Origin of the sequence: Pseudomonas citronellolis (assembly GCF_001586155.1) — a bacterium.
GTDB lineage: Bacteria > Pseudomonadota > Gammaproteobacteria > Pseudomonadales > Pseudomonadaceae > Pseudomonas > Pseudomonas citronellolis.
The window spans coordinates 5,912,478-5,937,079 of the sequence record NZ_CP014158.1; the positions used below are offsets into that span (position 1 = coordinate 5,912,478).

24 protein-coding genes and 1 riboswitch are annotated in these 24,602 nt (G+C 70.7%); of the genes, 4 read left to right on the forward strand and 20 right to left on the reverse strand.

Features of this window, described 5'->3' with window-relative positions; genetic code table 11:
- The first annotated feature begins 46 nt into the window (after window positions 1–46).
- The 3 genes from PcP3B5_RS25875 (at window position 47) to dxs (ending at window position 3,667) form a co-directional block, all read left to right on the forward strand.
- Complete coding sequence (locus PcP3B5_RS25875) at window positions 47–289, forward strand: exodeoxyribonuclease VII small subunit (RefSeq protein ID WP_009615726.1); 243 nt, start codon at window positions 47–49, stop codon at window positions 287–289.
- Window positions 286–1,173, forward strand: a complete 888-nt coding sequence (gene ispA, locus PcP3B5_RS25880) for a (2E,6E)-farnesyl diphosphate synthase (RefSeq protein ID WP_061562760.1) — start codon at window positions 286–288, stop codon at window positions 1,171–1,173. Before PcP3B5_RS25875 ends, ispA begins: the two co-directional genes overlap by 4 nt.
- A 583-nt stretch (window positions 1,174–1,756) precedes the next feature.
- On the forward strand, window positions 1,757–3,667 hold the full coding sequence (gene dxs / locus PcP3B5_RS25885) for a 1-deoxy-D-xylulose-5-phosphate synthase (protein ID WP_061562761.1): 1,911 nt from the start codon (window positions 1,757–1,759) through the stop codon (window positions 3,665–3,667).
- A gap of 16 nt (window positions 3,668–3,683) precedes the next feature.
- Here dxs and PcP3B5_RS25890 read toward each other — a convergent pair whose 3' ends face one another.
- The 20 genes from PcP3B5_RS25890 to eutS all read right to left on the reverse strand — a co-directional run bounded on the left by PcP3B5_RS25890 (window position 3,684) and on the right by eutS (window position 21,912).
- Complete coding sequence (locus PcP3B5_RS25890; RefSeq protein ID WP_061562762.1) at window positions 3,684–4,868, reverse strand: acetate/propionate family kinase; 1,185 nt, start codon at window positions 4,866–4,868, stop codon at window positions 3,684–3,686.
- A 98-nt stretch (window positions 4,869–4,966) separates the two neighbouring features.
- Window positions 4,967–6,025: an HTH-type transcriptional regulator EutR gene (gene eutR / locus PcP3B5_RS25895; RefSeq protein WP_064987577.1), complete on the reverse strand. Its 1,059-nt coding sequence runs from the start codon at window positions 6,023–6,025 to the stop codon at window positions 4,967–4,969.
- Window positions 6,026–6,133: 108 nt separating this feature from the next.
- Entirely contained in the window at window positions 6,134–6,682 is a 549-nt protein-coding gene (locus PcP3B5_RS32675; RefSeq protein ID WP_009615720.1) for a BMC domain-containing protein, read from the reverse strand.
- A complete protein-coding gene (locus PcP3B5_RS25905; protein WP_061562763.1) occupies window positions 6,682–8,037 on the reverse strand; it encodes a 4Fe-4S dicluster domain-containing protein in 1,356 nt (451 codons plus the stop codon). The genes PcP3B5_RS32675 and PcP3B5_RS25905 overlap by 1 nt, the downstream gene beginning before the upstream one ends.
- On the reverse strand, window positions 8,034–8,522 hold the full coding sequence (locus PcP3B5_RS25910; protein WP_061562764.1) for a BMC domain-containing protein: 489 nt from the start codon (window positions 8,520–8,522) through the stop codon (window positions 8,034–8,036). Before PcP3B5_RS25910 ends, PcP3B5_RS25905 begins: the two co-directional genes overlap by 4 nt.
- Before the next feature lie 13 nt (window positions 8,523–8,535).
- A complete protein-coding gene (eutL, locus tag PcP3B5_RS25915; RefSeq protein WP_061562765.1) occupies window positions 8,536–9,195 on the reverse strand; it encodes an ethanolamine utilization microcompartment protein EutL in 660 nt (219 codons plus the stop codon).
- A 25-nt stretch (window positions 9,196–9,220) separates the two neighbouring features.
- Window positions 9,221–10,102, reverse strand: a complete 882-nt coding sequence (gene eutC / locus PcP3B5_RS25920; protein ID WP_061562766.1) for an ethanolamine ammonia-lyase subunit EutC — start codon at window positions 10,100–10,102, stop codon at window positions 9,221–9,223.
- Window positions 10,103–10,112: 10 nt separating this feature from the next.
- Window positions 10,113–11,474: an ethanolamine ammonia-lyase subunit EutB gene (locus PcP3B5_RS25925; RefSeq protein WP_009615710.1), complete on the reverse strand. Its 1,362-nt coding sequence runs from the start codon at window positions 11,472–11,474 to the stop codon at window positions 10,113–10,115.
- 9 nt (window positions 11,475–11,483) lie between these two features.
- Window positions 11,484–12,902 (reverse strand): ethanolamine ammonia-lyase reactivating factor EutA, encoded by a 1,419-nt coding sequence (locus PcP3B5_RS25930; RefSeq protein ID WP_061562767.1) that lies wholly within the window; start codon window positions 12,900–12,902, stop codon window positions 11,484–11,486.
- 9 nt (window positions 12,903–12,911) lie between these two features.
- Window positions 12,912–14,168: an ethanolamine utilization protein EutH gene (gene eutH, locus PcP3B5_RS25935; protein ID WP_058487577.1), complete on the reverse strand. Its 1,257-nt coding sequence runs from the start codon at window positions 14,166–14,168 to the stop codon at window positions 12,912–12,914.
- The gene (locus PcP3B5_RS25940) at window positions 14,165–15,412 is read right to left on the reverse strand and encodes an iron-containing alcohol dehydrogenase family protein (RefSeq protein ID WP_061562768.1); all 1,248 of its coding nucleotides are present in this window, start codon (window positions 15,410–15,412) and stop codon (window positions 14,165–14,167) included. The genes eutH and PcP3B5_RS25940 overlap by 4 nt, the downstream gene beginning before the upstream one ends.
- Window position 15,413: 1 nt before the next feature.
- Complete coding sequence (eutJ, locus tag PcP3B5_RS25945) at window positions 15,414–16,250, reverse strand: ethanolamine utilization protein EutJ (protein ID WP_009615705.1); 837 nt, start codon at window positions 16,248–16,250, stop codon at window positions 15,414–15,416.
- Between the two features lie 7 nt (window positions 16,251–16,257).
- Window positions 16,258–17,679 (reverse strand): aldehyde dehydrogenase family protein, encoded by a 1,422-nt coding sequence (locus PcP3B5_RS25950; RefSeq protein WP_009615704.1) that lies wholly within the window; start codon window positions 17,677–17,679, stop codon window positions 16,258–16,260.
- 94 nt (window positions 17,680–17,773) lie between these two features.
- Window positions 17,774–18,061 (reverse strand): ethanolamine utilization microcompartment protein EutN, encoded by a 288-nt coding sequence (gene eutN / locus PcP3B5_RS25955; protein ID WP_009615703.1) that lies wholly within the window; start codon window positions 18,059–18,061, stop codon window positions 17,774–17,776.
- Between the two features lie 115 nt (window positions 18,062–18,176).
- Window positions 18,177–18,470, reverse strand: coding sequence for an ethanolamine utilization microcompartment protein EutM (gene eutM / locus PcP3B5_RS25960; protein ID WP_009615702.1), 294 nt, complete (start codon window positions 18,468–18,470; stop codon window positions 18,177–18,179).
- Between the two features lie 96 nt (window positions 18,471–18,566).
- Window positions 18,567–19,568: a phosphate acetyltransferase gene (locus PcP3B5_RS25965; protein WP_058487579.1), complete on the reverse strand. Its 1,002-nt coding sequence runs from the start codon at window positions 19,566–19,568 to the stop codon at window positions 18,567–18,569.
- Window positions 19,565–20,407: an ethanolamine utilization cob(I)yrinic acid a,c-diamide adenosyltransferase EutT gene (eutT, locus tag PcP3B5_RS25970; protein WP_061562769.1), complete on the reverse strand. Its 843-nt coding sequence runs from the start codon at window positions 20,405–20,407 to the stop codon at window positions 19,565–19,567. The genes PcP3B5_RS25965 and eutT overlap by 4 nt, the downstream gene beginning before the upstream one ends.
- 7 nt (window positions 20,408–20,414) lie before the next feature.
- A complete protein-coding gene (eutQ, locus tag PcP3B5_RS25975; RefSeq protein ID WP_061562770.1) occupies window positions 20,415–21,110 on the reverse strand; it encodes an ethanolamine utilization acetate kinase EutQ in 696 nt (231 codons plus the stop codon).
- Window positions 21,107–21,574, reverse strand: a complete 468-nt coding sequence (locus tag PcP3B5_RS25980; protein WP_058487580.1) for a EutP/PduV family microcompartment system protein — start codon at window positions 21,572–21,574, stop codon at window positions 21,107–21,109. The genes eutQ and PcP3B5_RS25980 overlap by 4 nt, the downstream gene beginning before the upstream one ends.
- A 2-nt stretch (window positions 21,575–21,576) precedes the next feature.
- A complete protein-coding gene (gene eutS / locus PcP3B5_RS25985; protein ID WP_009615694.1) occupies window positions 21,577–21,912 on the reverse strand; it encodes an ethanolamine utilization microcompartment protein EutS in 336 nt (111 codons plus the stop codon).
- Between the two features lie 310 nt (window positions 21,913–22,222).
- A riboswitch (cobalamin riboswitch) is annotated at window positions 22,223–22,422 on the forward strand.
- Window positions 22,423–22,508: 86 nt separating this feature from the next.
- Between eutS and PcP3B5_RS25990 the strand changes: the two genes are divergently transcribed.
- Window positions 22,509–24,374 (forward strand): TonB-dependent receptor domain-containing protein, encoded by a 1,866-nt coding sequence (locus tag PcP3B5_RS25990; RefSeq protein ID WP_061562771.1) that lies wholly within the window; start codon window positions 22,509–22,511, stop codon window positions 24,372–24,374.
- The last annotated feature ends 228 nt before the right edge of the window (window positions 24,375–24,602 follow it).

Here is a 24,602-nt window from a genome sequence, read left to right on the forward strand (position 1 = left end):
CTCTGCTAGTGTCGCCGGGTTCCGAATACCCCGCCGAGATGTCCCCATGGCCCGCAAGAAAGCCGTCGATTTCGAACAGTCCCTCGCCGAACTGCAAACCCTGGTGGAACGCCTGGAGAGCGGTGAACTGTCCCTGGAGGACTCGCTCGGCGCCTTCGAGCAGGGCATCCGCCTGACCCGCGAATGCCAGGCGGCGCTGAGCCAGGCCGAGCAGAAGGTGCAGGTGCTGCTGGAGCGCGACGGCGAGCTGAGCGAGGCGCCGTTCGACAGCGAAGGCGAAGACGCATGATCGCCGCCTACCAGGCGCGCTGCCAGGCGCGCGTAGACGCCGCCCTGGAAACCCTGTTCACCCCGCCCCGCGAAGACCTCCAGCGCCTCTACCGGGCCATGCGCTACAGCGTGGTCAACGGCGGCAAGCGCGTGCGCCCGCTGCTGGCCTACGCCGCCTGCGAAGCCCTCGGCGGCGACCCCGCCCGGGCCGACGGCGCGGCCTGCGCGGTGGAGCTGATCCACGCCTACTCGCTGGTCCACGACGACCTGCCGGCGATGGACGACGACGACCTGCGCCGCGGCCAGCCGACCACCCACATCGCCTTCGACGAGGCCTGCGCCATCCTCGCCGGCGACGGCCTGCAGGCGCTGGCCTTCGAAGTGCTGGCCGAGGCCCGGCTGAACCCGCAGGACGCCGAGACGCGCCTGGCCATGGTCACCGCCCTGGCCCGCGCCGCCGGTTCCGCCGGCATGGTCGGCGGCCAGGCCATCGACCTCGAGGCGGTGGGCCGCAGGATCGACCAGACGGCCCTGGAAACCATGCACCGGCACAAGACCGGCGCGCTGATCGAAGCCAGCGTGCGCCTCGGCGCCCTGGCCAGCGGCCAGGCCGACGCCGAGCGCCTGGAAGCCCTGGCCCGCTACGCCGGGGCCATCGGCCTGGCGTTCCAGGTGCAGGACGACATCCTCGACGTGGAAAGCGACACCGCCACCCTGGGCAAGACCCAGGGCAAGGACCAGGCCCACGACAAACCCACCTACCCCGCCCTGCTCGGCCTGGAAGCCGCCAAGGCCTACGCCCTGGCCCTGCGCGACCAGGCCCTGGCGGCCCTGGAAGGCTTTGGCGAGGGCGCCGAGCCGCTGCGGGAGCTGGCTCGCTATATCGTCGAGCGGCGTAGCTGAGGGGGCGGCGGTACGGGCCAGGCGGCGAGGTGTCGGCGAAGTCCGCAACCCTCACCCCAGCCCTCTCCCAGAGGGAGAAGGGGCCGTCCTGAGTGGGTGGATAACACAGCGTCAGCCGTCAGGTTCCGCGGTTATGCGCCGTAGGCCAAATGCACCGGGACGCCCGGTGTGGCCGGTGAGTCCGCTCCTACGGTTCCAGGAAGCACGGCTTTTCGTAGGATGGCGTTGAGCGAAGCGATACCCATCACCACGGCAGCATGGGTTTCGCAAGCTCAACCCATCCTACGAAGAGCACCTCGGCGCAAGACAGTTGCTCCCAGGGTTCAGGGAAGCACGGACGCAGGAGCGGACTCCGTCCGCGATTCGGCACATAACGCCGCACGGATTTCCAGAGAAACATCCGCGTGCATAGAAGGCCAAGCGCTCTGGCCCAAGGCCCACAGGCAAAACCAGCCCCGCCCCACAGGAACGACCGCAAGAAAACCACCCCCTCCCCCAACCAAACAGCACCCCCACCTTGCTTGGGCCTGTCAGAAGCATCAGGTAAACTGCCGCATCTTTGCCTCTCATAACGATCAGCCTGATGCCCACGACGTTCCACGAGATCCCCCGCGAGCGCCCCGCCACCCCCCTGCTCGACCGCGCCAACACGCCGGTCGAGCTGCGCCGGCTGGGCGAGGCGGAGCTCGTCAGCCTCGCCGACGAACTGCGCCAGTACCTGCTCTACAGCGTCGGCCAGACCGGCGGCCACTTCGGCGCCGGCCTGGGGGTGATCGAGCTGACCATCGCCCTGCACTACGTCTTCGACACCCCGGACGACCGCCTGGTGTGGGACGTCGGCCACCAGGCCTACCCGCACAAGATCCTCACCGGCCGCCGCGAGCGCATGGGCACCCTGCGCCAGAAGGACGGTCTGGCCGCCTTCCCGCGGCGCTCGGAGAGCGAGTACGACACCTTCGGCGTCGGCCACTCCAGCACCTCCATCAGCGCCGCCCTGGGTATGGCCATCGCCGCGCGCATGCAGGGCTCGGGGCGCAAGTCGGTGGCGGTGATCGGCGACGGCGCGCTGACCGCCGGCATGGCCTTCGAAGCGCTGAACCACGCCTCCGACGTGCAGGCCGACATGCTGGTGATCCTCAACGACAACGACATGTCGATCTCGCACAACGTCGGCGGCCTGTCCAACTACCTGGCCAAGATCCTCTCCAGCCGCACCTACAGCAGCATGCGCGAAGGCAGCAAGAAGGTGCTCTCGCGCCTGCCCGGCGCCTGGGAGATCGCCCGCCGCACCGAGGAATACGCCAAGGGCATGCTGGTGCCCGGCACCCTGTTCGAGGAACTGGGCTGGAACTACATCGGCCCGATCGACGGCCACGACCTGCCCACGCTGATCGCCACCCTGCGCAACATGCGCGACCTCAAGGGCCCGCAGTTCCTCCACGTGGTGACCAAGAAGGGCAAGGGCTTCGCCCCGGCCGAGGCCGACCCCATCGGCTACCACGCCATCACCAAGCTGGAACCGGCCGGCGCTGCGCCGAAGAAGGCCGGCGGGCCAAAGTACTCCAACGTCTTCGGCCAGTGGCTGTGCGACATGGCGTCGCAGGACCCGCGCCTGGTCGGCATCACCCCGGCGATGAAGGAAGGCTCCGATCTGGTGGCCTTCGCCGAGCGCTTCCCGGAGCGCTACTTCGACGTCGCCATCGCCGAGCAGCACGCCGTGACCCTCGCCGCCGGCATGGCCTGCGACGGCATCAAGCCGGTGGTGGCGATCTACTCCACCTTCCTGCAACGCGGCTACGACCAGCTGATCCACGATGTCGCGGTGCAGAACCTCGACGTGCTCTTCGCCATCGACCGCGCCGGCCTGGTCGGCGAGGACGGCCCGACCCACGCCGGCAGCTTCGACCTTTCCTACCTGCGCTGCATCCCCGGCATGCTGGTGATGACCCCCAGCGACGAAGACGAACTGCGCAAGTTGCTGACCACCGGCTACCTGTTCCAGGGCCCGGCGGCGGTGCGCTATCCGCGCGGCAGCGGGCCGAACACCCCGATCGACCCGACGCTTGCACCGGTGGAGATCGGCAAGGGCGTGCTGCGCCGCCAGGGCAAGGCCGGCAAGGTCGCCATCCTGGCCTTCGGCGTGCAGCTGGCCGAGGCCCTGCAGGTGGCCGAGCGCTTCGACGCCACGGTGGCCGACATGCGCTTCGTCAAGCCGCTGGACGAGGCCCTGGTGCGTGAGCTGGCCGACAGCCACGAGCTGCTGGTGACAATCGAAGAAAACGCCGTGATGGGCGGCGCCGGCGCTGCGGTCGGCGAGTTCCTCGCCCGCGAGAACCGCCAGCAGCCGCTGCTGCACCTGGGCCTGCCGGACTACTACGTGGAGCACGCCAAGCCGGCGCAGATGCTCGCCGAATGCGGCCTGGACGCCGCCGGCATCGAGCGCGCCATCGCCGAACGCCTGGCCCTGCTGGCCAAGCCCGCGCCCGAGGCCTGAGCCCCGGCGCGCGGCGTCAGCCCAGCAGCGCCAGCGTGTCCAGGGCGATCATCCCTTCCTCGGCGGTGGGCACCACCAGCACCCGCGGCGAGCCGGGCCGGTGGATTTCCCGGCAGCGGCCGCCCACGCAGGCCGCGTTGGCCGCCTCGTCGACGGCGAAGCCGAGGAACCCCAGGTGGGCCAGGGTCCTGGCGCGCACCAGCACCGAGTTCTCGCCGATCCCGCCGGTGAACACCAGGCCGTCGATGCGCGGCATGGCGCAGCCCATCGCCGCCAGGGACTTGGCCAGGCGGTAGCAGAACACCTCGATGGCCAGGGCCGCGCCCGCGTGGCCCCGGGCGCGCGCCTGTTCCAGGGTGCGCATGTCGTTGGACAAGCCCGACAGGCCGAGCAGGCCGCTGTCTTCGTTGAGCATCCTGTCGACCTCCTCGATGGTCCAGCCCAGGCTGCGGATCAGGTGGCCGTGCAGGTTGGGGTCGACGTCGCCGCTGCGCGTGCCCATCACCAGGCCCTCCAGCGGCGTCATGCCCATGCTGGTGTCGCGGCTGCGGCCGTTGACGATGGCGCAGGTGGAGCAGCCGTTGCCCAGGTGCGCCGACAGCCAGCAGCTGTCCTCCGGCGGCAGGCCGCACAGGGTGGCGGCGCACTGGCTGACGTAGCGGTGGCTGGTGCCGTGGAAGCCGTAGCGGCGCACGCCGAAATGCCGGTACAGCCTTTCCGGCAGGGCGTAGCGGTAGGCGTGCTCGGGCAGGCTCTGGTGGAAGGCGGTGTCGAACACCGCCACCTGCGGCAGCTGCGGGTACAGCGCCAGGGCCGCCTCGATGCCGGCCAGGGCGCCGGGGTTGTGCAGCGGCGCCAGGGCGACGGTGTCGCGGATGTTCTGCATGACCTGCGGGTCGATGCGGCAGGCCTGGCTGAAGTGCTCGCCGCCATGCACCACGCGGTGGCCGATGCCTTGCAGGCGCCCTTCGGCGGCTACCTGCACCAGCGGCAGCAGGCGCGCCAGGGCCTGGCGGTGGTCGGCGTTCGGCAGGGCGAGGTCGACGCGGCCGCCGGCGTCGACGATGCGCAGGCTGGCCTGGGGCGTGCCCAGGCATTCGACGATGCCGCTGGCGCGGAACTCGGGGGCGCTTTCGTCGACCAGGGCGAACTTGATCGACGAACTGCCGCAGTTGATGACGAGGATGCTTCGGTCGGACATGGAAGGGTTTCCTGCAAAACAAGGGAGAGCCCGGCGCGCCACGCCGCCCCGGACCGCGAAGGGCCGGGCGCGGGCGCGCCGGGGAGAAGAGGTGCGGCCTACCAGGCCGCGCTCAGGCGTTCGCGGTTGGCCAGGGTGGCCGAGGGCCGCTCGCCGAAGAGCCGCTGGTAGTCGCGCCCGAACTGCCCCATGTGCCAGAAGCCCCAGGCCATGGCGGCGTCCTGCACGGTCGCGTAGGGCGAGTGGGGGCTGCCCAGCTCGCGGTGCACGGCGTTCAGGCGCACGGCCTTGAGGTAGTGGATGGGGCTGCGCCCGAGCACGTCCAGGAAGCAGTTGCGCAGCGTGCGCTGGCTGACGTGCAGGAGCCGGCAGAGCTCCAGCGCGCTCACCGGCCGGCTGGGGTTGTCCAGCACGTATTCGCGCGCCCGGGCGACCACCCAGTGCTTGCGCAGCAGGGTGCGGGAGCACGCATGGCGGGCGGGTTCTGCGCCCTGCAGCAGGTCCAGCAGGCAGAGCAGCAGGTCGTGGTTCAGCTGCCGCGCCACCGCGGGCTCGCGCAGGCTCAGTGGCTCGACCTGGGCCAGCGCCAGCGCGGCGCGCATGAAGTCGCACAGGCGCCGCCGGGCGCCGGGCTCGACCTGCAGCAGGCGCGACTCATCCAGCAGCAGGCCGAGGTGGCGCAGTTCCTCCAGTTCCAGGTGCTCCAGCAACGCCTCGCGCTCCACCACCAGGCCGAGGATGTTGTAGTCGTCCGGGGTGCTCAGCTCGAACTCGCGGCCGCCCGGGCGCACGGCGATGGCCTGGGCGTCGATGCAGTCGCGGCCGATGTAGCCGACGTCCTTGTCGCCGTAGGGGATGCCGAACCAGAAGGCGCCGGGCCAGACCATGCAGGACTGGTGCAGCGCGTGGCTGGTGTATTCGCGGAAGAACTGCAGGCCGTCGAGCCAGACCTCGGTCAGCTCGCCGCGGAAGGGCCCGGGGTCGAGCTGGTCGTAGAGTTGCTGCCAGGCGGTGATGTTGCAGGCGTGGGCGTAGACGTCGCGGGTCTGCCGCCGGCGCACGCCGTCGCAGTGGCCCAGGGGTTCGTCCAGCCTGCCCGGCGTGTCGTCGCACGCCCAGAGGTGATGCAGATCGATTGCGCTTTTCTTGTCCGACATGACGTCTTGCCCGATAACTTCAGGGACCCGCGCGAGCGGGTCGGGTTTCGTCATGCAAGGCACGGTCAAGTGGGTGCTCTATGGCTACCTCACACTGTGGAGAATTGCTCAGAGCAGGTGTTGCCACAGGTCAAGGTGCGGCCTGGGCACGGTCATGCCGTGGACCAGCAGCCCCTTTTCCCCGGCGCTGGCGCAGGCCACCCGCACCGCCGCCTCCACGTCGGCGACCTCGCCGGTCAGCACCAGGTAGCACTTGCCGCCGATGCCGAAGGCCATGTGCACGCGCACCAGGGTGACGTTGGCCGCCTTCACCGCGGCGTCGGCGGCCTCGATGCAGGCCGCCACGCTGAAGGTTTCCACCACCCCCAGCGCGCGCGGCCGCTCCACCGGGTTGACGCCGCTGATGGCCGGCAGCACCGACTCGTGGATGTTCGCCAGGACGAACTGGTCCACCAGCATCTGCCCACCCTCGGCTGCGCCGGCCTGCACCGCCTGGCGCACCGCGGCGACCTCGCCGCCGACCATGGCGATGTACTTGCCGGGGCAGATGGTCTTGGCCGCCAGCAACTGCACGTCGGCGCTCTTCAGCATCAGGTCGGCGAGCTGCACGCCGCGGGCGATGCTGGTCAGTTCGATCAAACCTATGGCGTGGTGCATCAGGCTTCTCCTGGCGGGTTGGCGACGAGGCGGATGTGGCTGTCGCCGACCTCCGCCACGCGGCCGGCGATGCTGGCGTGCAGCGGCACGCCGAGTTGTCCTTCGGGCGCTTCGGCGATGCACTCGCCCAGCGCCACCTGCTGGCCCACCACGACGCAGGGCCGGGCGGCCACGCCGATGTGCTGGCGCAGCGCCAGGCGCACTTCGGCGGGGTGATGTTCCTGCGCCAGCAACGGCGCCTTGTGGTTGTAGGCCTGCAACTCCAGGCGCGAGACCAGGCGGCTGACCGGCAGCAGGCGGTATTCGGCCATGGGGTCGGCGCCGCGCAGTTCGCCCTGGTAGCGGGCGCCCTCTTCGCGCAGGCGGGCCTTGAGCGCCTGGTTCAGGCGCATCGGCGAGATTTCCACCGGACAGGCGTAGGCCTCGCAGATGCCGCATTCGGAGCAGGTCAGCGCCGACAGCAGCACGCTGGGCTGGGCGACGTGCTGGTAGTTGGTGGCGCGCACGATCAGGTGCGGCGGCAGCTCGTGGCCGATCATGTGCCGCGGGCACAGCTCGGTGCACAGCGTGCACTGCTCGCACACCGAGCGGGCCATGGCCAGCACCGAGTCCATGCTCTGCCGGCGGCGGCGCACCAGCAGGTGATCCTGCGGCAGCACCAGCAGGCCGCCGGTGGTCTTGCTGACCGGTTCGTCGAGGTCGTCCAGCAGGCGCCCCATCATCGGCCCGCCGTTGATGAAGGCTGGGCGCTCCAGGGTGCTGCCGCCGGCCAGGGCCAGGGCCTCGCGCAGCGGCGTGCCCAGCGGCAGGCTGAGGGTCAGCGGCTGGCGCACCGCGCCGTTCACGGTCAGGGTGCGGTGGGTCACCGGCAGTTGCAGCTCCACCGCGCGGCCGACGTTGATCAGCGTCTGCACGTTACTCACCACCACGCCGATGGCCAGCGGCAACGCCGCCGGCGGCACGCGCCGGCCGGTGGCCAGCCAGATGGTGATGACCTCGTCGCCGGCCGGGTAGACGTCCGGCAGTATGTGCAGGCGCACGCGCTCGGGCAGCAGCGACTGCAGGCGCTCGATGGCCGCGCGGTACTTGGCCTTGAGGGCGATGATGCCTTGCTTCGCGCCGGTGGCGGCCATGCCGTGGAGCAGGCCCTTGAGCAGCCATTCGGCCTGCTCCACGGCGAGCTGCTGGTCGACCTTGAGCAGGGGCTCGCACTCGGCGCCGTTGACCAGGTAGATCTCCGCCTCGGCCTTAAGCTTGACGTGGGTCGGGAAGCCCGCGCCGCCCGCCCCCACCACGCCGGCGGCGAACACCCGGCGGCGGATTTCCCCGGCGTCCAGGGCCTCGACGGCGATCATCGCGGCACCCCTCCCGGCAGGCGGTAACGGCTACTGCGGCGGCGCAGCCGACCCTGGGCGAAGAGGCCTTCCAGCCAGGCCCGGGCCTGCGCCACCGGGATGTCGAAGGCCGCCGCCACCTCGCTGGCGCTGTAGCCGTGCTTGCGCCGGGCGAGCAGGCCGAGCAGCGCCTCCTGCGGGGCCGCCGCCGGGGCCGGGCCTTGCCCGGCGTCCAGCAGGCTGCCCAGCAGGTAGGCGGTGTCGTCTTCCGGGCGGCCGATCTCCTTGCGGCTGACCAGGCAGCCGCGCCGGGTGGCCAGCGCCGCGCCGGCGTCCAGCGCGGCGCGGCAGGCGGCCAGGTCGCCCTCCACCACCAGGGTGACCAGCGCCGGGTTGGTCACGGCCTGGCGCAGCAGGCGCACCGACGCCGCCTTGAGCATGGCGTCGGCGGCCTCTATGCCGCAGGCCAGGCCCCTGACTTCCAGCAGGCCCAGGGCATCGATCATGGCGCTCACCTCCTCAGGCCCGCTGGATGGGGTTGCGGGCGATCTCCAGTACCGCCTCGGAGAAGGCGTTGCAGGCGGCGCGGCAGGCCGCCTGGCTGCCGGCGAGGAAGGCCGCCGAGTAGTTGGTTTCCGAGGGCGGCGGCACGTAGGTCACCAGTTGCACGTCGGCGGCCTTGAGCGCGGCGTCGATGCCGTAGGTGGCCTCCAGCGGCGGCGCCACCAGGTAGGCGATGGGGTCGCCCAGGGCGATGCCGGCGCCGGCCGACAGGTAGCTGCCGGTACGCGATACCACGTGGGCGAGGAAGGCCACGCTGTGGGCGTCGTCGGCCCAGCGGAAGCTCGGGCCGGCCTCGATCACCTCGCTCATGGCGTCGAGCCCGGCGCGCACCTCGGCGGGGTTGGGGCCGCCGAGCATGATCAGCACCTCGCCGGCGGTGGACGAAGGCCCGTTGGCCGCCCCGGCGTACAGCGAGCGGCCGTACACCACTTCCACCTGGGCCTGCTTGGTGGCCTCGTCGGCGGCGATGTAGGCGACGTCGTCGGAGTCGACGCTGATCAGCCCGAGGCTGCGGATGTGCTCGCCCACCTTCAGCTCGCGGCGGAAGTCTTCCTGCAACGAGGCGATCAGGCGCATGGCCGTGACGCTCGGTTTGATCGGATCGAGAATGCTCATGTCGGGTTGCTCCTCAGCAATGGGCTCAGCGGTTCAGGGCGATGCCGGAGGCCTGCTTTTCCAGCATCCGCCGGGCCAGGTCGACGATCACCGCCGCCGCTTCCACCGGCGGCGTGCCGCCGCGGTGGATGTTCGAGATACAGGTGCGGTCGGCTTCCACTGTGCCGGCCAGGGTCGGCTTGTACACCGCGTAGCAGGACAGGCTCTCGGACTGGCCCAGGCCGGGGCGCTCGCCCACCAGCAGGATCACCACCTGGGCGCCGAGCAGTTCGCCGATCTGGTCCTCGACCTTGACCCGCCCGTAGCGCACGAAGAACGGCGTGCCGACGTCCAGCCCGGCGTTCTTCAGGCCCTCCAGCAGCGGCGGGAGGATTTCCTGGAAGTTCACCGTCACCGCGTCGGTGGACAGGCCGTCGGAGATCACCACCTGTACCTGCGGGTTCTTCCTGCACTCGGCGAGCAGGGTCGCCACCGCCTTCTCGCTGAGGCGGCGGCCCATGTCCGGGCGGGTCAGGTACTGGTCCTTGGTGTCGATTTCCGACTGCACTTCCAGCAGGCCCTGCTGGGCCACCCACTCGGCGGGCACCTCCTTGAGCACGGTGTCCTTGGAGCGCGAGTGGTCGGCGAGGAAGCGCAGCAACGCCTGGGTGCGCGGGCGTACGCCGGCGCGCCCCAGGCACACCCGCGCGGCGGTGGCCTTGCGGAATTCCTCCAGCACCTCGGGGCGCTGCGGGGCCTGGACGCCGATCCACTGGCGGGCCTGTTCCGAGCCCAGGTCCCAGGCGCACAGGCCCTCTTCCACGGCGCTCGGCGCCGCTGCCGCAACGTCAGGCGCCGCCGGCGCGGGGCGCGCCTGGAGTTCATTCAATACCGAACGGACGATGTCCTCGATCTGCTGCTGATGCATGTCGCTTCCCTCAGAAGAAAATGGATGGATCGCCGGCGCGGGCGGTCAGCCGGCCGTCGCTCATCAGGCCCATGCGTTCGAGCCAGCGCTCGAACTCCGGCGCCGGGCGCAGGCCCAGCAGCTGGCGGATGGTGGCGGTGTCGTGGAAGGCGTTGGTCTGGTAATTGAGCATGATGTCGTCGCCCATCGGCATGCCGATGATGAAGTTGCAGCCGGCGGTGGCGAGCAGGATCATCAGGTTCTCGTTGGAGTTCTGGTCGGCGTCGGCGTGGTTGGTGTAGCAGCAGTCGCAGCCCATGGAGATGCCGCTGAGCTTGCCCATGAAATGGTCTTCCAGGCCGGCGCGGATGATCTGGCGGTCGTTGTACAGGTACTCCGGGCCGATGAAGCCGACCACGGTGTTGACCATGAAGGGGTCGAAGTGGCGGGCCAGGCCGTAGTTGCGCGCTTCCATGGTCAGCTGGTCGGCGCCGTAGTGGGCGCCGGCGGACAGCGCCGAGCCCTGGCCGGTCTCGAAGTACAGGCAGTTGGGCCCGGCGATGCGGTTGTACTCGGCGCCCACCGCGCGCGCCTCCTCGAGCATCTCCAGCTCCACGCCGAACTCGCGCAGGCCCTTCTCGCTGCCGCAGATGCTCTGGAAGATCAGCCCGCCCGGCGCGCCGCGGCGGATCGCCTCCATCTGCGTGGTGACGTGGGCCAGCACGCAGCCCTGGGTGGGGATGGCGAACTTGTCGATGGCCTCGTACACGGTGTGCAGCACGCGGGTGAGGTTCTCGACGTTGTCGGTCACCGGGTTGACGCCGATCACCGCGTCGCCGATGCCGTAGGACAGGCCCTCGTACATCTGCGCGGCGATGCTCTGCACGTCGTCGCGGGTGTCGTTGGGCTGCAGCCGCGCGCTGAAGCGCCCGGGCAGGCCCATGGTGTTGTTGGCCTTCTTCACCACCGGCATGCGCTTGGCGGCGTAGATCAGGTCGGCGTTGGAGCAGATCTTCGCCACCGCCGCCACCACCTCGGAACTCAGGCCCTTGCGCAGGAAGGCGATGTCGTCGGCGCCGGTGTCGTCGGCGAGGATGTATTCGCGCAGCTCGCCGATGCGCCACTGGGCGATGCGCCCGTAGGCGCTCTCGTTGATGCCGTCCTGGATCAGCCGGGTGACGCTGTCCTCCTCGTAGGGGATCACCGGGTTCATGCGCACGTCGGCCACCGTCAGCTCCGACAGCACCTGCTTGGCCGCCACCCGTTCCTGGGCGGTGCCCGCCGCCACGCCGGCGAGCACGTCGCCCGAGCGCGGCTCGTTGGCCTTGGCCAGGACCTCCTTGACGTCCTTGAACTGATAGGTCTTGCCGAACAACTGGGTCTTGAGTTTCATCACACCACCTCAGGAAGGGAAAGCCAGTGACTTGACGGTGACCGGAAGGATCTCGCCGTCGAACAACGGGCTGCCGATATCGATGTAGTCGCCATCGCTGGTCGCCACCTCGTCGATGACCGCCAGGGCGCGGCCGGCCAGGCGCGGCTGCAGGAGCATGCCGAGGACCTTGCCGAGGTCCTGGGCGGCCACCACCAGCAACGGATGGGCTTGGGATTCATGGCGCTGGAAGCCGGCGAGTTCTTCCACGCAGCGCTGGATGGCCCGGTAGGCCACCGGCAGGTCCGCCGGCAGGGCCAGGGCGTAGAGGTCTTCGTCGGCGCGCAGGTCCATGCGCAGCAGGTTCTGCCGCCAGCCGTCGGCGAGGCCCGCGCCCTGGCCGGCGGCCCAATCGGTTGCGCAGGGCACCACCGGCACGTTGCGCATCGGCAGCTGCATTTCGCGCAGCCAGATGGTGCTGCCGGACAGCGACAGGCTGTGGGCGCCGGCGCCGATCACCGTGGCGCGCACGGTCTGCTTCGGCTCGGCCAGCGGCAGGCGCCGGAAGCCGGGGTCCTCGTGCAGCGCCGCGGCCAGCAGCGGGCCGATGTCGCCGAAGCGGAACGGTGCCTGCTCCGCGCCGTGGTAGAAGCATTCGCCGACGCCGCCGGAGAGGGTCAGCGTCTGCAGTTGGCCCACCGCGGGCAGCGGCTCGGTCATCAGCAGTTCCCGGGCCAGCGGCGAAAGCGCGCCGTCGATCACCTCATGGAGCAGCGCCGCCATGCGCCGCGCAATCGTGCGCAGTTGCTCGATGGACAGCGCCTGCGGCTCGCCACCGAACAGCTCGCGGCAGATCGCCCGCGCCGGCCCGTGCAGGCGCAGCAGCGCGCCGCGGCTGTCGGTTTCCACCAGGCGCCCGCCGACGTTCAGGCAGGCCGAGCCGATCACCCGGCCGGCCTCGAACAGCACGTAGTTGGCGGTGCCGCCGCCGATGTCGATGTTCAGCACCCGCCCGGCGCAGGCGGCGGACAGCTCCGCCGCGCCGGCGCCGCGCCCGGCGATCACCGATTCCAGGTGCGGCCCGGCGCTGGCGACCACGAAGTCGCCCAGCCGCTCGGCCAGGCGCAGCACCGCCGGGCGGGCGTTGCGCGCCTTGGAGGTCTCGCCGGTGATGATGATGGCGCCGGACTCCACCTGCGCGGGCTCCAGGCCCGCGGCGCGGTACTGTTCGAGGATGAAGGCGAGCAGCTCGTCCTCGCGCAGGTGGCCCTCGAAGTCGATCGGGGTGAAGGCCACCGGGCTGACGTAGGTGACCTCCCGCGCGGCGAACTCGTAGTGCGGCACCTGGGACAGCGAGGCACGGTTGACCAGCACCAGGCGCGAGAAGATCACCTGGGTGGTGGTGGTGCCGACGTCGATGCCGACGCTGCGCAGCTCGCGCCTGCTCATGGCCGCGCCCTACTCGGCCCGCTGCAGGTCGGCGTCGGGCAACGCCACCGGCTCGGGCTGGGCTTCGGACCTGGGCGCGATGAGCATGGCCACGGCCACCGCGGTGATGCCGCCGAACAGCTTGCCCACCAGCATCGGGAAGATCATCGCGGACATGTTCGCCGCGGTGAAGCCGAGGTGGTCGCCCAGGGCGAAGCCGGCGGACACGGCGAAGGCGCAGTTGATGATCTTGCCGCGCGCATCCATCTTGCCGAACATGCCGAACATCGGGATCACGTTGGCCAGGGTCGCCACCATGCCGGCGGCGGCGTCCTTGTTCATGCCCAGCAGGCCGCCGACTTTCATCAGCGGGGTGCCGAACCAGCGCGTCAGCAGCAGCACCATGGGGTAGGCGCCGAGCAGCACGCAGGCGATCGAGCCGATCACTTCCATGGCGCGCATCACCGCGCCGGGCTCGTCGCCTTCGCTCATGAATATCGGGTCCAGCCCCGGGATCAGCGTCCAGCCCACGGTGAACTCCACCACCGCGGCGGCCAGGCCGAGGGTGATCAGCCCCACCAGCAGTTTGGCGAACACCTCGAAGCCGGCGATGATCTTCTCCGGGCAGAACTTCAGGCCCAGGGCGATCAGCGCCGCGACCACCAGCACCGGGATCATGTTGATGAGGATCATCGCCAGCGAGAAGCTCACCGGCTCGCCGTTGACCTCGATGCCCGAGTACATCGCCACCAGCCCGCCGGCGATGCAGCCCAGGGGCACGGTGACGATCCCGGCCAGGGTGCCCAGGGCCAGGTAGCGGCGGTCGGCGGGGTCGATGATGCCCAGCGCCACCGGGATGATGAACACCAGGGTCGGGCCCATCATGGCGCCGAGGATCAGCCCCGAGTACAGCCAGGCGGCGGTGTCGCCGCCGGCCAGCTCCTTGGCCAGGGAAAAGGCGCCCATGTCGTTGGCCAGCAGGGTGCCGGCGAACATCGCCGGGCTCGCCCCGACGCTCTCGTACAGGGGGATCACCAGCGGCCCCAGCAGGTTGGCCAGCACCGGCGCCAGGGCGGTGATGCCGACCATGGCCAGGCCCAGCGCGCCCATGGCCATGAAGCCTTCCTCGAACTGCCCGCCGGAGCCGCCGATGCCGCGCCCGAGCCAGCCCAGGCCGAGATGGCCGAGGACCTTCTCGGAGCCGCCGAACTGGCTGAATACCCGGTCCACCGCCCCGATCAGCAGGAAGACCATCATCACGTACAGGATGATTTCGTTGATGCTCATGACAACTGCTCCTGAACAGAATTGTTTCCTTGCTGGCAGGCGCCTCGGCGCTGCCAAGCGTCCTGGTAGATCGCGACGATCTGTTGCGCGCAGGCGCTGCGCGGGTTGCCGGCCAGGCAGATGTCCTGCAGGGCCGCCTCGGCCAGCGCGGCGAAGTCCTCGCGGCGCACGCCGTGGGTCTGCAGGTCGCGGCCGGCGGCGCCGACTTCGTCGATCAGGCGCTGCACCGCGGCGATGCTGCGTTCGGCATCCAGGCTTTCGCGGCTGAGGGCATGGCCGATGTCGGCGTAGGCGCGCTTGCACACCAGCTGGTTGAAGCGCATCACCGCCGGCAGCATCAGGGCGTTGGCCTGGCCGTGGGGGATGCCGTAGCGCGCGCCAAGGGGGTGCGCGGTGGCGTGGCACAGGCCCAGGCCGGAATTGGAAAAGGCCATGCCGGCCATGTACGAGGCGAGCATCATCGACTCGCGGGCGCCGACGTTGCCGCCCTGCCCCACCGCCAGCGGCAGGGCCTCGCCGATCAGCGCCACGGCGCGCAGGGCCAGGCCCTGGGTCAGCGGCGTGGCGTTCGGCGCGACGTAGGCTTCTATGGCGTGGGTCAGCGCGTCGATGCCGGTGGCGGCGGTCACCGCCGGCGGCACGCCGAGGGTCAGGCAGGCGTCGATGATCGCCAGGTCGGGAATCAGGTCGGTGTGCACCAGCACCTGCTTCAGGTGCCGCTGGCTATCGGTGATCACCGCCACGTTGGTGGCCTCGGAGCCGGTGCCGGCGGTGGTCGGCACGGCGATCAGCGGCATGCGCCGGCGCAGCGCCGGGCCGTCGCCAAGCTCGCTCACCCGGCGCTCCGGGTTGGCCGCCAGCAGCGCGGTGGCCTTGGCCGCGTCGAGCACCGAGCCGCCGCCGAAGGCCAGCACGCCGTCGCAGTCGGCGGCCAGCAGTTGCCGGCCGGCGGCTTCCACCACTTCGCTGTGCGGCTCGCCGCCGGCGTAGACCAGGCACTCGCAGCCCAGCCCGGCGTCGTCCAGCGAGCGCAGCAGGCCCTGGTCCAGCGCCTGCTCGTGCAGGCGGCCGTCGACCATCACGAACAGCCGGCGGATGCCCAGCGCCGCGCAGGCCTCGCCGGCGCGCACGGTGGCGCCGGGGCCGATGTAGGTGCTGGGCGGCACGCGGAATTCGCGCACCGCGCGGGCATTGAGCATGTCCAGGGCGCGATAGATCACCCGGCCGACGTCCTGCTCGTGCATGTCAGCGTTCCTCCTCGGCTTGCAGGCCGCAGGCGGCGATGGCCAGCGGCGTGGTGAACAGCGGCGGCGCGGGCAGGATCACCCGCTGCGCGGGGAAGGCCGCGGCGAACAGCGGCTGTACGCCGGGCAGGGTGCAGGAGCCGCCGGACAGGTAGATGGCGTCCACGTCCTGGCCTTGCAGGTGCGTGTGGACGATGTCGGCCATCTTTTCGAACACCGGGCGCACCAGCGGCCACAGGATCTGGCCCTCCTCGCGCTTGCGCCGTTCGGCCATCTCCAGCGACACGCCGAGGTGGCCGGCCAGCACCAGGCTGACGTGATGCCCGCCGGTGGGTTCGTCGGCGGAATAGGTCACTTCGCCGTCGTGCACCACGGCGACGCCGGTGGTGCCGCCACCGATGTCCACCACCGCGGCGCGGTCCAGGCGCAGCATCCGCGCCACCGCCGAGGGCTCGTCGATCACGTGGGAAACCTCCAGGTCGACGGCCTCCAGCACGTGAGTGGAAATGCCCGGTTCGGTGCCCGGCGGGTACGAGGTCGCGGCGCGCTGGAAGCACACGCCCAGTTGCCGCTCCAGGCTTTCCACCTGGCTGCGCACCAGCTTCACCGCGCCGAAGAAGTCCCAGACCACGCCGTCGCGCACCACGTCGGCCCAGTCCAGGCGCACCGCCACCGGCAGCGCCTGGGCGTCGAGCACCACCGAGACCACGGCGCTGGTGCCCAGGTCGATGCCCAGGCTCAGCGGCCCGCGGTCGCCCGGTTGCGCGACGGGGTGCGCCAGGCAGTAGGCGGCGCGTTCCAGGCGTGGCAACAGCCAGTTTTCGAGATCGCGTTGCATGGCCGCCTCAGACGATCCGCAGGTGGTCGACCATGACGCAGCGGCGCAGGCGCACGAAGGTGCGCGCCGAGGTCACGCCCTCGCCGGTCGGCGTGGTGATGGTCATGGTGGTCCAGCCCTCGCCGCCGAAGCCCAGGCCGGCCAGGCACGGCCCGTTCTTGACGAAGATGCTGGTGTCCATGGCGTTGGCCATGCGGTCCAGGTGGTCGAGGTTGCGCGAGTGCATGGCCGCCGTGTGGTGGCAGCCGCCCTCCAGCTTCACGGCCAGGGCGATGGCCTGGTCGACGTTGGCCACGCGCACCATCGGCAGCACCGGCATCATCATTTCGGTGATGGCGAAGGGGTGGTCGGCGGCGGTTTCCAGCAGCAGCAGGCGCGTCTGCTCCGGCACCTGCAGGCCGATGGCGGCGGCGATCTTCGCCGCGTCGCGGCCGACCCAGTCGCGCGAGACGCTGCCGCGCCCCTGCTCGTCGACCTTCGGCAAAAGCAAGGGCAGCAGTTGCTGGCCCTGGGCGGCGCTCAGCTCCACGGCCTGGTGCTTGAGCATCTCGGCCTTGAGGGCGTCGGCGACGCTGTCGACCACGATCAGCACCTTCTCGTCGGCGCAGATGATGTTGTTGTCGAACGAGGCGCCGAACACGATGTCGCGCGCGGCGCGGGCCAGGTCGGCGGTCTCGTCCACCACCACCGGCGGGTTGCCGGCGCCGGCGGCGATCAGGCGCTTGTCGGTGTGCTTGCGCGCGGCTTCCACCACCGCCTCGCCGCCGGTCACCACCAGCAGGCCGATGCCCGGGTAGCGGAACAGCCGCTGGGCGGTCTCGATGTCCGGGCGCTGCACGGTGGTGATCAGGTTGGCCGGCGCACCGGCTTCGACCATGGCCTCGTTGAGCAGGCTGACGGTGCGCTGCGACACCCGCTTGGCCGCCGGGTGCGGGGCGAACACCACGCTGTTGCCGGCGGCGATCATGCTGATGGCGTTGTTGATCACGGTGGCCGCCGGGTTGGTCGAGGGCGTCACCGAGGCGATCACGCCCCAGGCCGCGTTCTCGATCAGCGTCAGCCCGCGGTCGCCGCTGAGCACCTGCGCCTGCAGGCATTCGCTGCCGGGGGTGTGGCGGGCCTGGGCGATGTTCTTGGCGGTCTTGTCGGCCACCCGGCCCATGCCGGTTTCCTCCACCGCCAGCTCCGCCAGCTCCTGGGCGTGGCGCTCGCCGGCGGCGCGGATGGCGGCGATGGCCCGGTCGCGCATGGCCACCGAGCGCAATGCCTTCTGCGCCTGCGCGGCGGCGGCCACGGCGGCGTCCAGTTCGACGAACACGCCGGGGGCGCAGGTCGCGCCCGGCGATGCGACAGCAGCCGTGGAGGTCGCCCCTATCGAGGCGAGCACCGCCTTGACCACCTGTTCGATTTCCTTCGGGTTGATGTCCACGTCGTGCCTCACAGAATTCAGGGATGAGCCGGGCCACTCCACCTGGCGCGGGCCGGTGGAGGACGCTTGTCGTGAATGACCGCCGGGGGCGGGCCTATTTGCGGTAGAGCAGGCTGCCGTCGAGCACCGCTTCGTCGACGATGCCGACCACGCACAGGTCGATCGGCGCGCGCACCTCGGCCAGGGCCTGGCGCGCGGCGCTGCCGCCGGCCAGCATCACCCACTCGCCGTTGCCGGCGCCGAGGCTGTCGCTGGCCACGTGCCGTTCACCGTCGGGGCGGCCGGCGCGGTCGAGCATCTCGACCAGCAGCAGCCGGTCCAGGCCCACGCCCGGATGCTTCACGGTGCACACCACCTGCCCCACGACAATCGCCAGTTTCATCGCCTGTTACCTCGTCGGGCCGCGTCCCTCGCGGCATACGCATGGATCCTCAATGGCGGCGCCCGGAACGCGCAGGGCGGGCTCGGGCGCCGCTCGGACGGTCGCGGCGAGCCGCTCAATCCACCGGGCGATCCGCCGCCAGCTTGATCGGAAAGACCTCTTCCAGGTCCGAATGCGGACGCGGGATCACCTGCACCGAGACCACTTCGCCGACGCGCTGCGCGGCGGCCGCGCCGGCATCGGTGGCCGCCTTGCAGGCCGCGACGTCGCCGCGGACCATCGCAGTGACCAGGCCACCGCCGATCTGCTTGACGCCCACCAGCTTCACCCGGGCGGCCTTGACCATGGCGTCGGAGGCCTCGATCAGCGCCACCAGGCCCTTGGTTTCGATCATGCCTAATGCTTCCATCTCACTCTCCTCGAACAATCGATCGCCCTTCGCAGGGCCTCTTCGGAGTGGCTAGCCACTCGCGTTACCCCCGGACGGCGGGGGCCGCCGTCCGGCTCAGGCGACTCGCCCGACAGCCTCGGCGCCGCCGGCCATCTTGTTGGCCAGCAGCACCGTCTGGATCATTTCCTCGCTCGTGCAGCCGCGCGACAGGTCGTGCAGCGGCGCGTTCATGCCCTGCAGCATCGGGCCGATGGCGTTCATGCCGCCGAGCCGCTGGGCGATCTTGTAGCCGATGTTCCCGGCCTCGAGACTGGGGAACACGAACACGTTGGCCGCCCCGCCCAGCGGGCTGCCGGGCACCTTCGCCGCGGCCACCTCGGGAACGAAGGCGGCGTCGAACTGGATCTCGCCGTCGACGCACAGCTCCGGCCGGCGCTCGCGCACAAGCTCGCAGGCCTGGCGCACCGCCTCGGCGTCGGCGTGCCTGGCGCTGCCGTGGCTGGAGAACGAGAGCATCGCCACCCGCGCCGGCTCGCCGGTCACCTGCTCGAAGCTGGCCGCCGAGGCCAGGGCGATGTCCGCCAGTTGCTCCACCGTCGGCCGCGGCACCACGCCGCAATCGGCGAAGGCCAAGGGGGCGCCGCCGTCCGCTGGCAGCATGAAGAACACCGAGGACAGCGTGCGGTTGCCCGGCGCCAGGCCGACCACCCGCAGGCCGGCGCGCAGCACGTCGGCGGTGGCACTGAGGTTGCCGGCGATGCACAGGTCGACCTGGCCGGCCGCCAGCAGCGCCGCGCCGAACCACAGCGGGTCGTGCAGTTGTTCCAGGGCCTGCTCGGGGCTGAGCTTGTCCTGGCGCCGGGCCAGGTCCTGGGCGAAGCCGTGCAGCCAGGGCGAGCGCGCGGGATCGATCAGCCCGAGGTCGCCCAGGCGGATGTGCCGCTCCAGGCAGTAGCCGCGCAGGGCGAAGGGGTTGCCCAGCAGCAGCGGCTCGGCCAGGCCCTCGGCCTTGAGGAACTGCGCCGCCTCGATGGCGCGGCGGTCCAGGGCGTCGGGGAAGACCACCCGCGGCGGGTTCTGCCGGGCGGCCCGGCGGCAGTCGTCGAACAGTTTCATGGGGCCTCTCCCTGCACGCGCCGGCTCAGTTCCGCGGCGCTCGGCCAGGGTTGCCCGCGCAGGTGCAGCAGGCTCAGCAGCATGGCCACGTAGAGCGCGCTGGACAGCCGGTTGAGGGCGTGCAGCAGGTCCGCGCGGCGCAGCTTGAAGCCGGTCTCCATGAACACCTGGGCGGCGCAGATTTCCACCTCGCGGACCTTGGCCCGCAGCAGGTTGAGCAGCGCCGGCGCGCGGCCGTGGCCGCACTCGGGCACCAGGTGGTCGTGGCCCAGGTATTTCAGCGGCGCGTGGGACAGGCGGTGCAGCACGGCCTCGTCGAGCCCGCCGACGGCGAACCCGGCCAGCTCCTCGTCCAGCACGTCGGCGCGCATCAGTTGGCCGAGCAGCGAACGGATGTCGGCCAGCCAGGCGGCCAGCTCGGCCGGCTCCGGCAGCTCCACCTGCAGCCACACCGCCAGGGCGATGGCCGCGTCCAGCTGGGCGCGGAACTGCAGGCGCGGGTCGTTCTTAGCCACCAGTTCGTGGGCGTTCAGATGGGTCATGCCGGCGGGCTTGTCGGCCGGCGCCGAGCCGCACAGCTGGCAGGTCGCGGCGACGCGCCGGGCGCTGCCGGTCAGCCCGTGCACCGCCTGCAGGCACGGCGCGCCGTCCGCGTCCGGCTCTTCGGTCGCCCGGTACAGGCGGCCCTGTTCGTCATGGAACTTCAGCGACAGGTGGCGCTCGTCGATCAGCGCGCGGGCGGCGGGGGTCAACCGCGCGTCGGCGGGCAGCCGCAGCTCGGTGCCTTCGCTCAGGCCGTGGCGCTCGCGCAGCCAGCTTTCGGTGATGAAAGTGCTCATGGCCGCCTCACTGTTCCTGCCAGTTGGCCGGCCAGGCCACGTAGAGGAAGCGCACCCGGCTGGGGGTGCCGAACTCGATGGCGCTGCCCTTGGGAATGAACAGCAGGTCGCCGGGCTGGCCCACCAGGGTCTCGCCGTTCTGGCGGATGTGCAGCTCGCCCTCCAGCACCAGGTCCACTTCGTCGTAGTTCAGCGTCCAGGGGAAGAAGGCGTTTTCCCACTGCATGAAGCCGGCGCCCATGCTGCTGCCGTCCTCGGCGCCGACCACGTCGGTGATGCCGATCTGGTATTCGCCCGGCACGCCTTCCAGGCGGCCGAAGCGCACGCTGCCGCCCTTCACCAGCTTGATCCCGCCGGCGCCGGTGCGCGCCTCGAAGGCCGCCCGGGCCACGCTGGCGCCGCCCTGTTGCGCGGCCTTGCGCACCAGTTGGTCGACCAGTTGCGCATCCACTTCGGCGGGCAGCCGCGCCAGCACCTCGGCGCGAATCCGCGTCAACTCGTCCTCGCTCGGCCCGGCCGCGGCCGGTTCACTCGCGGCCGCCGCCGGCTCGCCGGCCACCCGCTCGACCAGCGCCAGGCCAGCCTGCTCGGCGACCGTACGCGCCTCGGGGGTGACGATGCAGCGCGGCAGCTCCACGGCCAGGGAACTCTGCCCGGCGGCGATGGCTTCACGGATGTCGTTGGCGGTAATCAGCTTCTTCATCTCAACAGGTCCTCGATCGGATTCCGTGCGTTCAACAGCGCGCGCAGGCGCTCGATGCTGGCGGGGTCGTCGCTGGCGGTGTGGACGATCGCGCCGTCGATGCCGTGGGCGCGCAGCAGGCGCTCGATGGCGGGCAGGTCGACGCCGGGCAGGTCGCACTTGCTGATCACCCCGATCAGCCGCTTGCCGGCGTGGATGTCCAGCAGCCCGGGCGGCAGCCGGCACTCCGTCGCATCGGCGGGGTGCACGTAGACCAGGGTGTCGACGTCGTCGGTGCTGGTGATCAGCGCGCGGTACAGGCGCGGGTGGCTGACGAACTCGCCGGGGGTGTCCAGCGCGCCGCCGGGGCCGTAGTCCAGCGCCTGGGTCTTGCGCGCCGCTTCGGGGTTGCCGCACAGGGCATTGAACAGGGTGGTCTTGCCGGCTCCAACGCCACCGATCAGGGCATAACGCGGCGCGTCCATGGTCAGCTCCTGGTCACCGGGCAGACGCTGTAGTCCAGCAGCCGGCCGAGGGCGGCGCAGGTCTGCGCCAGCGCCTCCTCCACCGCGCCGACGCTGCCGTGCAGCACCAGCGCGCCGCTGAAGCGGTCGAGGAAGCCGATGCGCACGTCGGCGGCCTTGGTGGCGAAGTCGCCGGCAATCATCGCGGTCTCGCCCGGGGTGAGGGTCATGATGCCGATGGCCTGCGCCCCAGGGACGCCGATCTTGCTCGACAGCTCCTCCTGGGGATGCGCGATCAGGTGCGCCAGGGTCACCTGCTTGCCCGGGACGAATTCCTGGATGATGCGCTCTTTGGACACGTGCTCCCCTCCTCTACTGCTTAGGAAGCTAACAAGTGCCCGGACGGCGGCCCTATCAAAATCCGGCAAAGTTTTCCGCCGCCCCGAAAGACCAGAAAACTCCTACAAAAACCGGCTGGAACGCCCGCGCGGCGCCGCATTGGCGGCTGCTGGCCGGAGCTTTCCGGCCGCGGTTCGCAGCGTGCTGAGTGACTTTGTCGCAGCCGCCGGGAAGCGCCCGGGCGCAGGCGGGGCGCCGCCATGGACGTGACGGACCGCAGAGGAAAGGGACGTCTGACGGACAGGTTCCGCATCGGCCCGACTTGCCCGGCCGCCGCGTTGTTCGTAAGGTGCGCACGTTTTCGTTCGAGGTAACGGGAAGCAGGTGAAAGGCCTGCGCTGCCCCCGCAACGGTAACCGACCGCAGGCCCCGTGCCTGCCGCGCTCCAATCCGCCACTGTGCGCCACGCATGGGAAGGCCGGGAGCGTGCGAGTCGGCAGCCCGGAGACCGCCCTCGACACGCATGACAGGTGTTGCGGAGGGCCGCACCTTCAAGCGCGGCCACTCCCGCCCTTGCCAGCCCTCCTCGAAAGTCCACTTTTGAGGAACCCCAGCGATGAAACTTTCCCGTCTTGCCCTGGCCGTCGCCGTGCTGCCCGCGGCGGCCTTCGCCGGCGACGATGCCGAACAGGCTTACCAACTGCCGTCGATGGTCATCACCTCGGCGCGCCAGGCCGAACCCCGCGGCCAGGCCACCGCGGCCAACACCGTCTTCACCCACGACGATATCGAGCGCCTGCAGGCGCGCAGCGTGCCCGAGCTGCTGCAGCGCGTGCCCGGCGTGCAGCTGAGCAACGCCGGCGGCCTGACCAGCTACTTCCTGCGCGGCACCAACCCCGGCCAGACCCTGGTGCTGGTGGACGGCCAGCGCATCGCCTCGGCCAGCAGCGGCATCGCCCGCCTGGACTACCTGAGCATCGACAACATCGAGCGCGTGGAAGTGACCCGCGGCCCGCGCTCGGCGCTGTACGGCGCCGACGCCATCGGCGGGGTGATCCAGATCTTCACCCGCCGCGGCGAAGCCGGCCTGCACCCGCAAGTGCGCCTGGCCGCCGGCAGCAACGGCACCTTCCAGCGCAGCGCCTCGCTCGCCGGCGGCGACGAGCGCACCCGCTTCGACCTCGGCGCCAGCCTCGACGAGAGCCGCGGCTACGACTACACCCGCGACAACGTCGGCGCCGACAGCGACCACGACGGCCAGCGCAACAAGGCCGTGCACCTGAACCTGGACCACCGCCTGAACGACGACTGGAAGGCCGGCTTCAGCCTCAACGACCAGCGCGGCGACAGCGAATACGACGACGCCTACAGCTACGCCCCCGCCGAGCCCCACGACGAGTTCCGCGTCAGCAGCTACAGCGGCTACCTCGAAGGCCAACTGACCTCGATGTGGAACAGCCGCGTGGAGCTGGGCCGCAGCTTCGACCGCAACAAGGCCGTCGGCGCCGCCGAGGTATGGAACAACGGCACCCTGGAAACCACCCGGCATTCGGCCAGCTGGCTCAACCGCCTGCAGCTGGATACCCGCAACCAACTAGCCCTGGGCGCGGACTGGTACGAGGACAAGGTCGAGGGCAGCACCGCCTTCGCCGAGGACAGCCGCACCAACCACGCCTTCTTCGCCCAGCACAGCTTCAAGGGCGAGGCCTTCTCCACCGAGCTGGGCCTGCGCCACGACGACAACGAGCGCTACGGCTCGCAGAACAGCTGGAACGCCGCCTTCACCCTGCCGGTGGGCGCCAGCCAGAGCTGGGTCGCCAGCTACGGCGAGGGCTTCCGCGCGCCGACCTTCAGCGACCTCTACTACCCCGGCGCCAGCAACCCGGACCTGAAGGCCGAGACCTCGAAGACCTACGAGCTGCAATGGCGCGGCGACTTCGCCGGCACGCACCTGGAGGCCGCGCTGTACCGTACCGAGGTGGACGACCTGATCGCCTGGGACAGCGCCAGCAACATGCCGCAGAACATCGCCAAGGCGCGCATCGACGGCTTCGAGGCCAGCCTGGCCCGTGAGGTCCTCGGCTGGCAGGCCAACCTCGGCCTGAGCATCCTCGACCCGCGCGACCGCGACACCGGCCACACCCTGCCGCGCCGCGCCCGGCGCACCCTGAGCCTGGACCTGGACCGCCAGTTCGGCGCCTTCGGCGTCGGCGGCACCTGGCGCGCGCTGAGCAACAGCTACGCCGACGCGGCCAACCAGGACCGCCTGGGCGGCTACGGCGTGCTCGATGTGCGCGGCAGTTGGCAGTTCAGCGAAACCCTGCGCTGGGACCTGAAGCTGCAGAACCTGCTGGACCGCGACTACGCCCGCGCCAGCTACCAGCGCCCGACCGATCCCATGGGCTTCCCCAGCGAAACCCTGCACTACAAGGAAGCCGGCCGCACCGCGCTGCTGGCGCTGACCTGGACGCCGGAGTTGTAGCCATCGCGGGCAGGGCCCGCTCCTACGAAGAGCACCTCGTCACGGCCCAGTAGGGGCAACTGTCTTGCTGACCGCGCCGAGGCGCTCTTCGTAGGATGGGTTGAGCCTGCGAAACCCATGCTGCCGTGGTGATGGGTATCGCTTCGCTCAACCCATCCTACGACGGCGTTTCTCCGCACTTCGAACGGACCTGGTCCACGATAGCCGGAACCACCGGCGCGTTTCGCG

Excerpts from the sequence above, each read along its gene's own strand:
- PcP3B5_RS25980 (WP_058487580.1), bottom strand. The coding sequence starts at position 21,574 with ATGGACGCGCCGCGTTATGCCCTGATCGGTGGCGTTGGAGCCGGCAAG.
- PcP3B5_RS32675 (WP_009615720.1), bottom strand. The coding sequence starts at position 6,682 with ATGCACCACGCCATAGGTTTGATCGAACTGACCAGCATCGCCCGCGGC.
- eutT (WP_061562769.1), bottom strand. The coding sequence starts at position 20,407 with ATGAGCACTTTCATCACCGAAAGCTGGCTGCGCGAGCGCCACGGCCTG.
- PcP3B5_RS25990 (WP_061562771.1), top strand. The coding sequence starts at position 22,509 with ATGAAACTTTCCCGTCTTGCCCTGGCCGTCGCCGTGCTGCCCGCGGCG.
- eutQ (WP_061562770.1), bottom strand. The coding sequence starts at position 21,110 with ATGAAGAAGCTGATTACCGCCAACGACATCCGTGAAGCCATCGCCGCC.
- eutN (WP_009615703.1), bottom strand. The coding sequence starts at position 18,061 with ATGAAACTGGCGATTGTCGTGGGGCAGGTGGTGTGCACCGTGAAGCAT.
- PcP3B5_RS25940 (WP_061562768.1), bottom strand. The coding sequence starts at position 15,412 with ATGCACGAGCAGGACGTCGGCCGGGTGATCTATCGCGCCCTGGACATG.
- eutL (WP_061562765.1), bottom strand. The coding sequence starts at position 9,195 with ATGAGCATTCTCGATCCGATCAAACCGAGCGTCACGGCCATGCGCCTG.
- PcP3B5_RS25965 (WP_058487579.1), bottom strand. The coding sequence starts at position 19,568 with ATGAAACTGTTCGACGACTGCCGCCGGGCCGCCCGGCAGAACCCGCCG.
- ispA (WP_061562760.1), top strand. The coding sequence starts at position 286 with ATGATCGCCGCCTACCAGGCGCGCTGCCAGGCGCGCGTAGACGCCGCC.
- eutJ (WP_009615705.1), bottom strand. The coding sequence starts at position 16,250 with ATGCAACGCGATCTCGAAAACTGGCTGTTGCCACGCCTGGAACGCGCC.
- PcP3B5_RS25910 (WP_061562764.1), bottom strand. The coding sequence starts at position 8,522 with ATGATCGATGCCCTGGGCCTGCTGGAAGTCAGGGGCCTGGCCTGCGGC.
- PcP3B5_RS25925 (WP_009615710.1), bottom strand. The coding sequence starts at position 11,474 with ATGAAACTCAAGACCCAGTTGTTCGGCAAGACCTATCAGTTCAAGGAC.
- PcP3B5_RS25905 (WP_061562763.1), bottom strand. The coding sequence starts at position 8,037 with ATGATCGCCGTCGAGGCCCTGGACGCCGGGGAAATCCGCCGCCGGGTG.
- eutM (WP_009615702.1), bottom strand. The coding sequence starts at position 18,470 with ATGGAAGCATTAGGCATGATCGAAACCAAGGGCCTGGTGGCGCTGATC.
- eutH (WP_058487577.1), bottom strand. The coding sequence starts at position 14,168 with ATGAGCATCAACGAAATCATCCTGTACGTGATGATGGTCTTCCTGCTG.
- PcP3B5_RS25890 (WP_061562762.1), bottom strand. The coding sequence starts at position 4,868 with ATGTCCGACCGAAGCATCCTCGTCATCAACTGCGGCAGTTCGTCGATC.
- PcP3B5_RS25875 (WP_009615726.1), top strand. The coding sequence starts at position 47 with ATGGCCCGCAAGAAAGCCGTCGATTTCGAACAGTCCCTCGCCGAACTG.
- dxs (WP_061562761.1), top strand. The coding sequence starts at position 1,757 with ATGCCCACGACGTTCCACGAGATCCCCCGCGAGCGCCCCGCCACCCCC.
- eutR (WP_064987577.1), bottom strand. The coding sequence starts at position 6,025 with ATGTCGGACAAGAAAAGCGCAATCGATCTGCATCACCTCTGGGCGTGC.
- PcP3B5_RS25930 (WP_061562767.1), bottom strand. The coding sequence starts at position 12,902 with ATGAGCAGGCGCGAGCTGCGCAGCGTCGGCATCGACGTCGGCACCACC.
- eutC (WP_061562766.1), bottom strand. The coding sequence starts at position 10,102 with ATGCATCAGCAGCAGATCGAGGACATCGTCCGTTCGGTATTGAATGAA.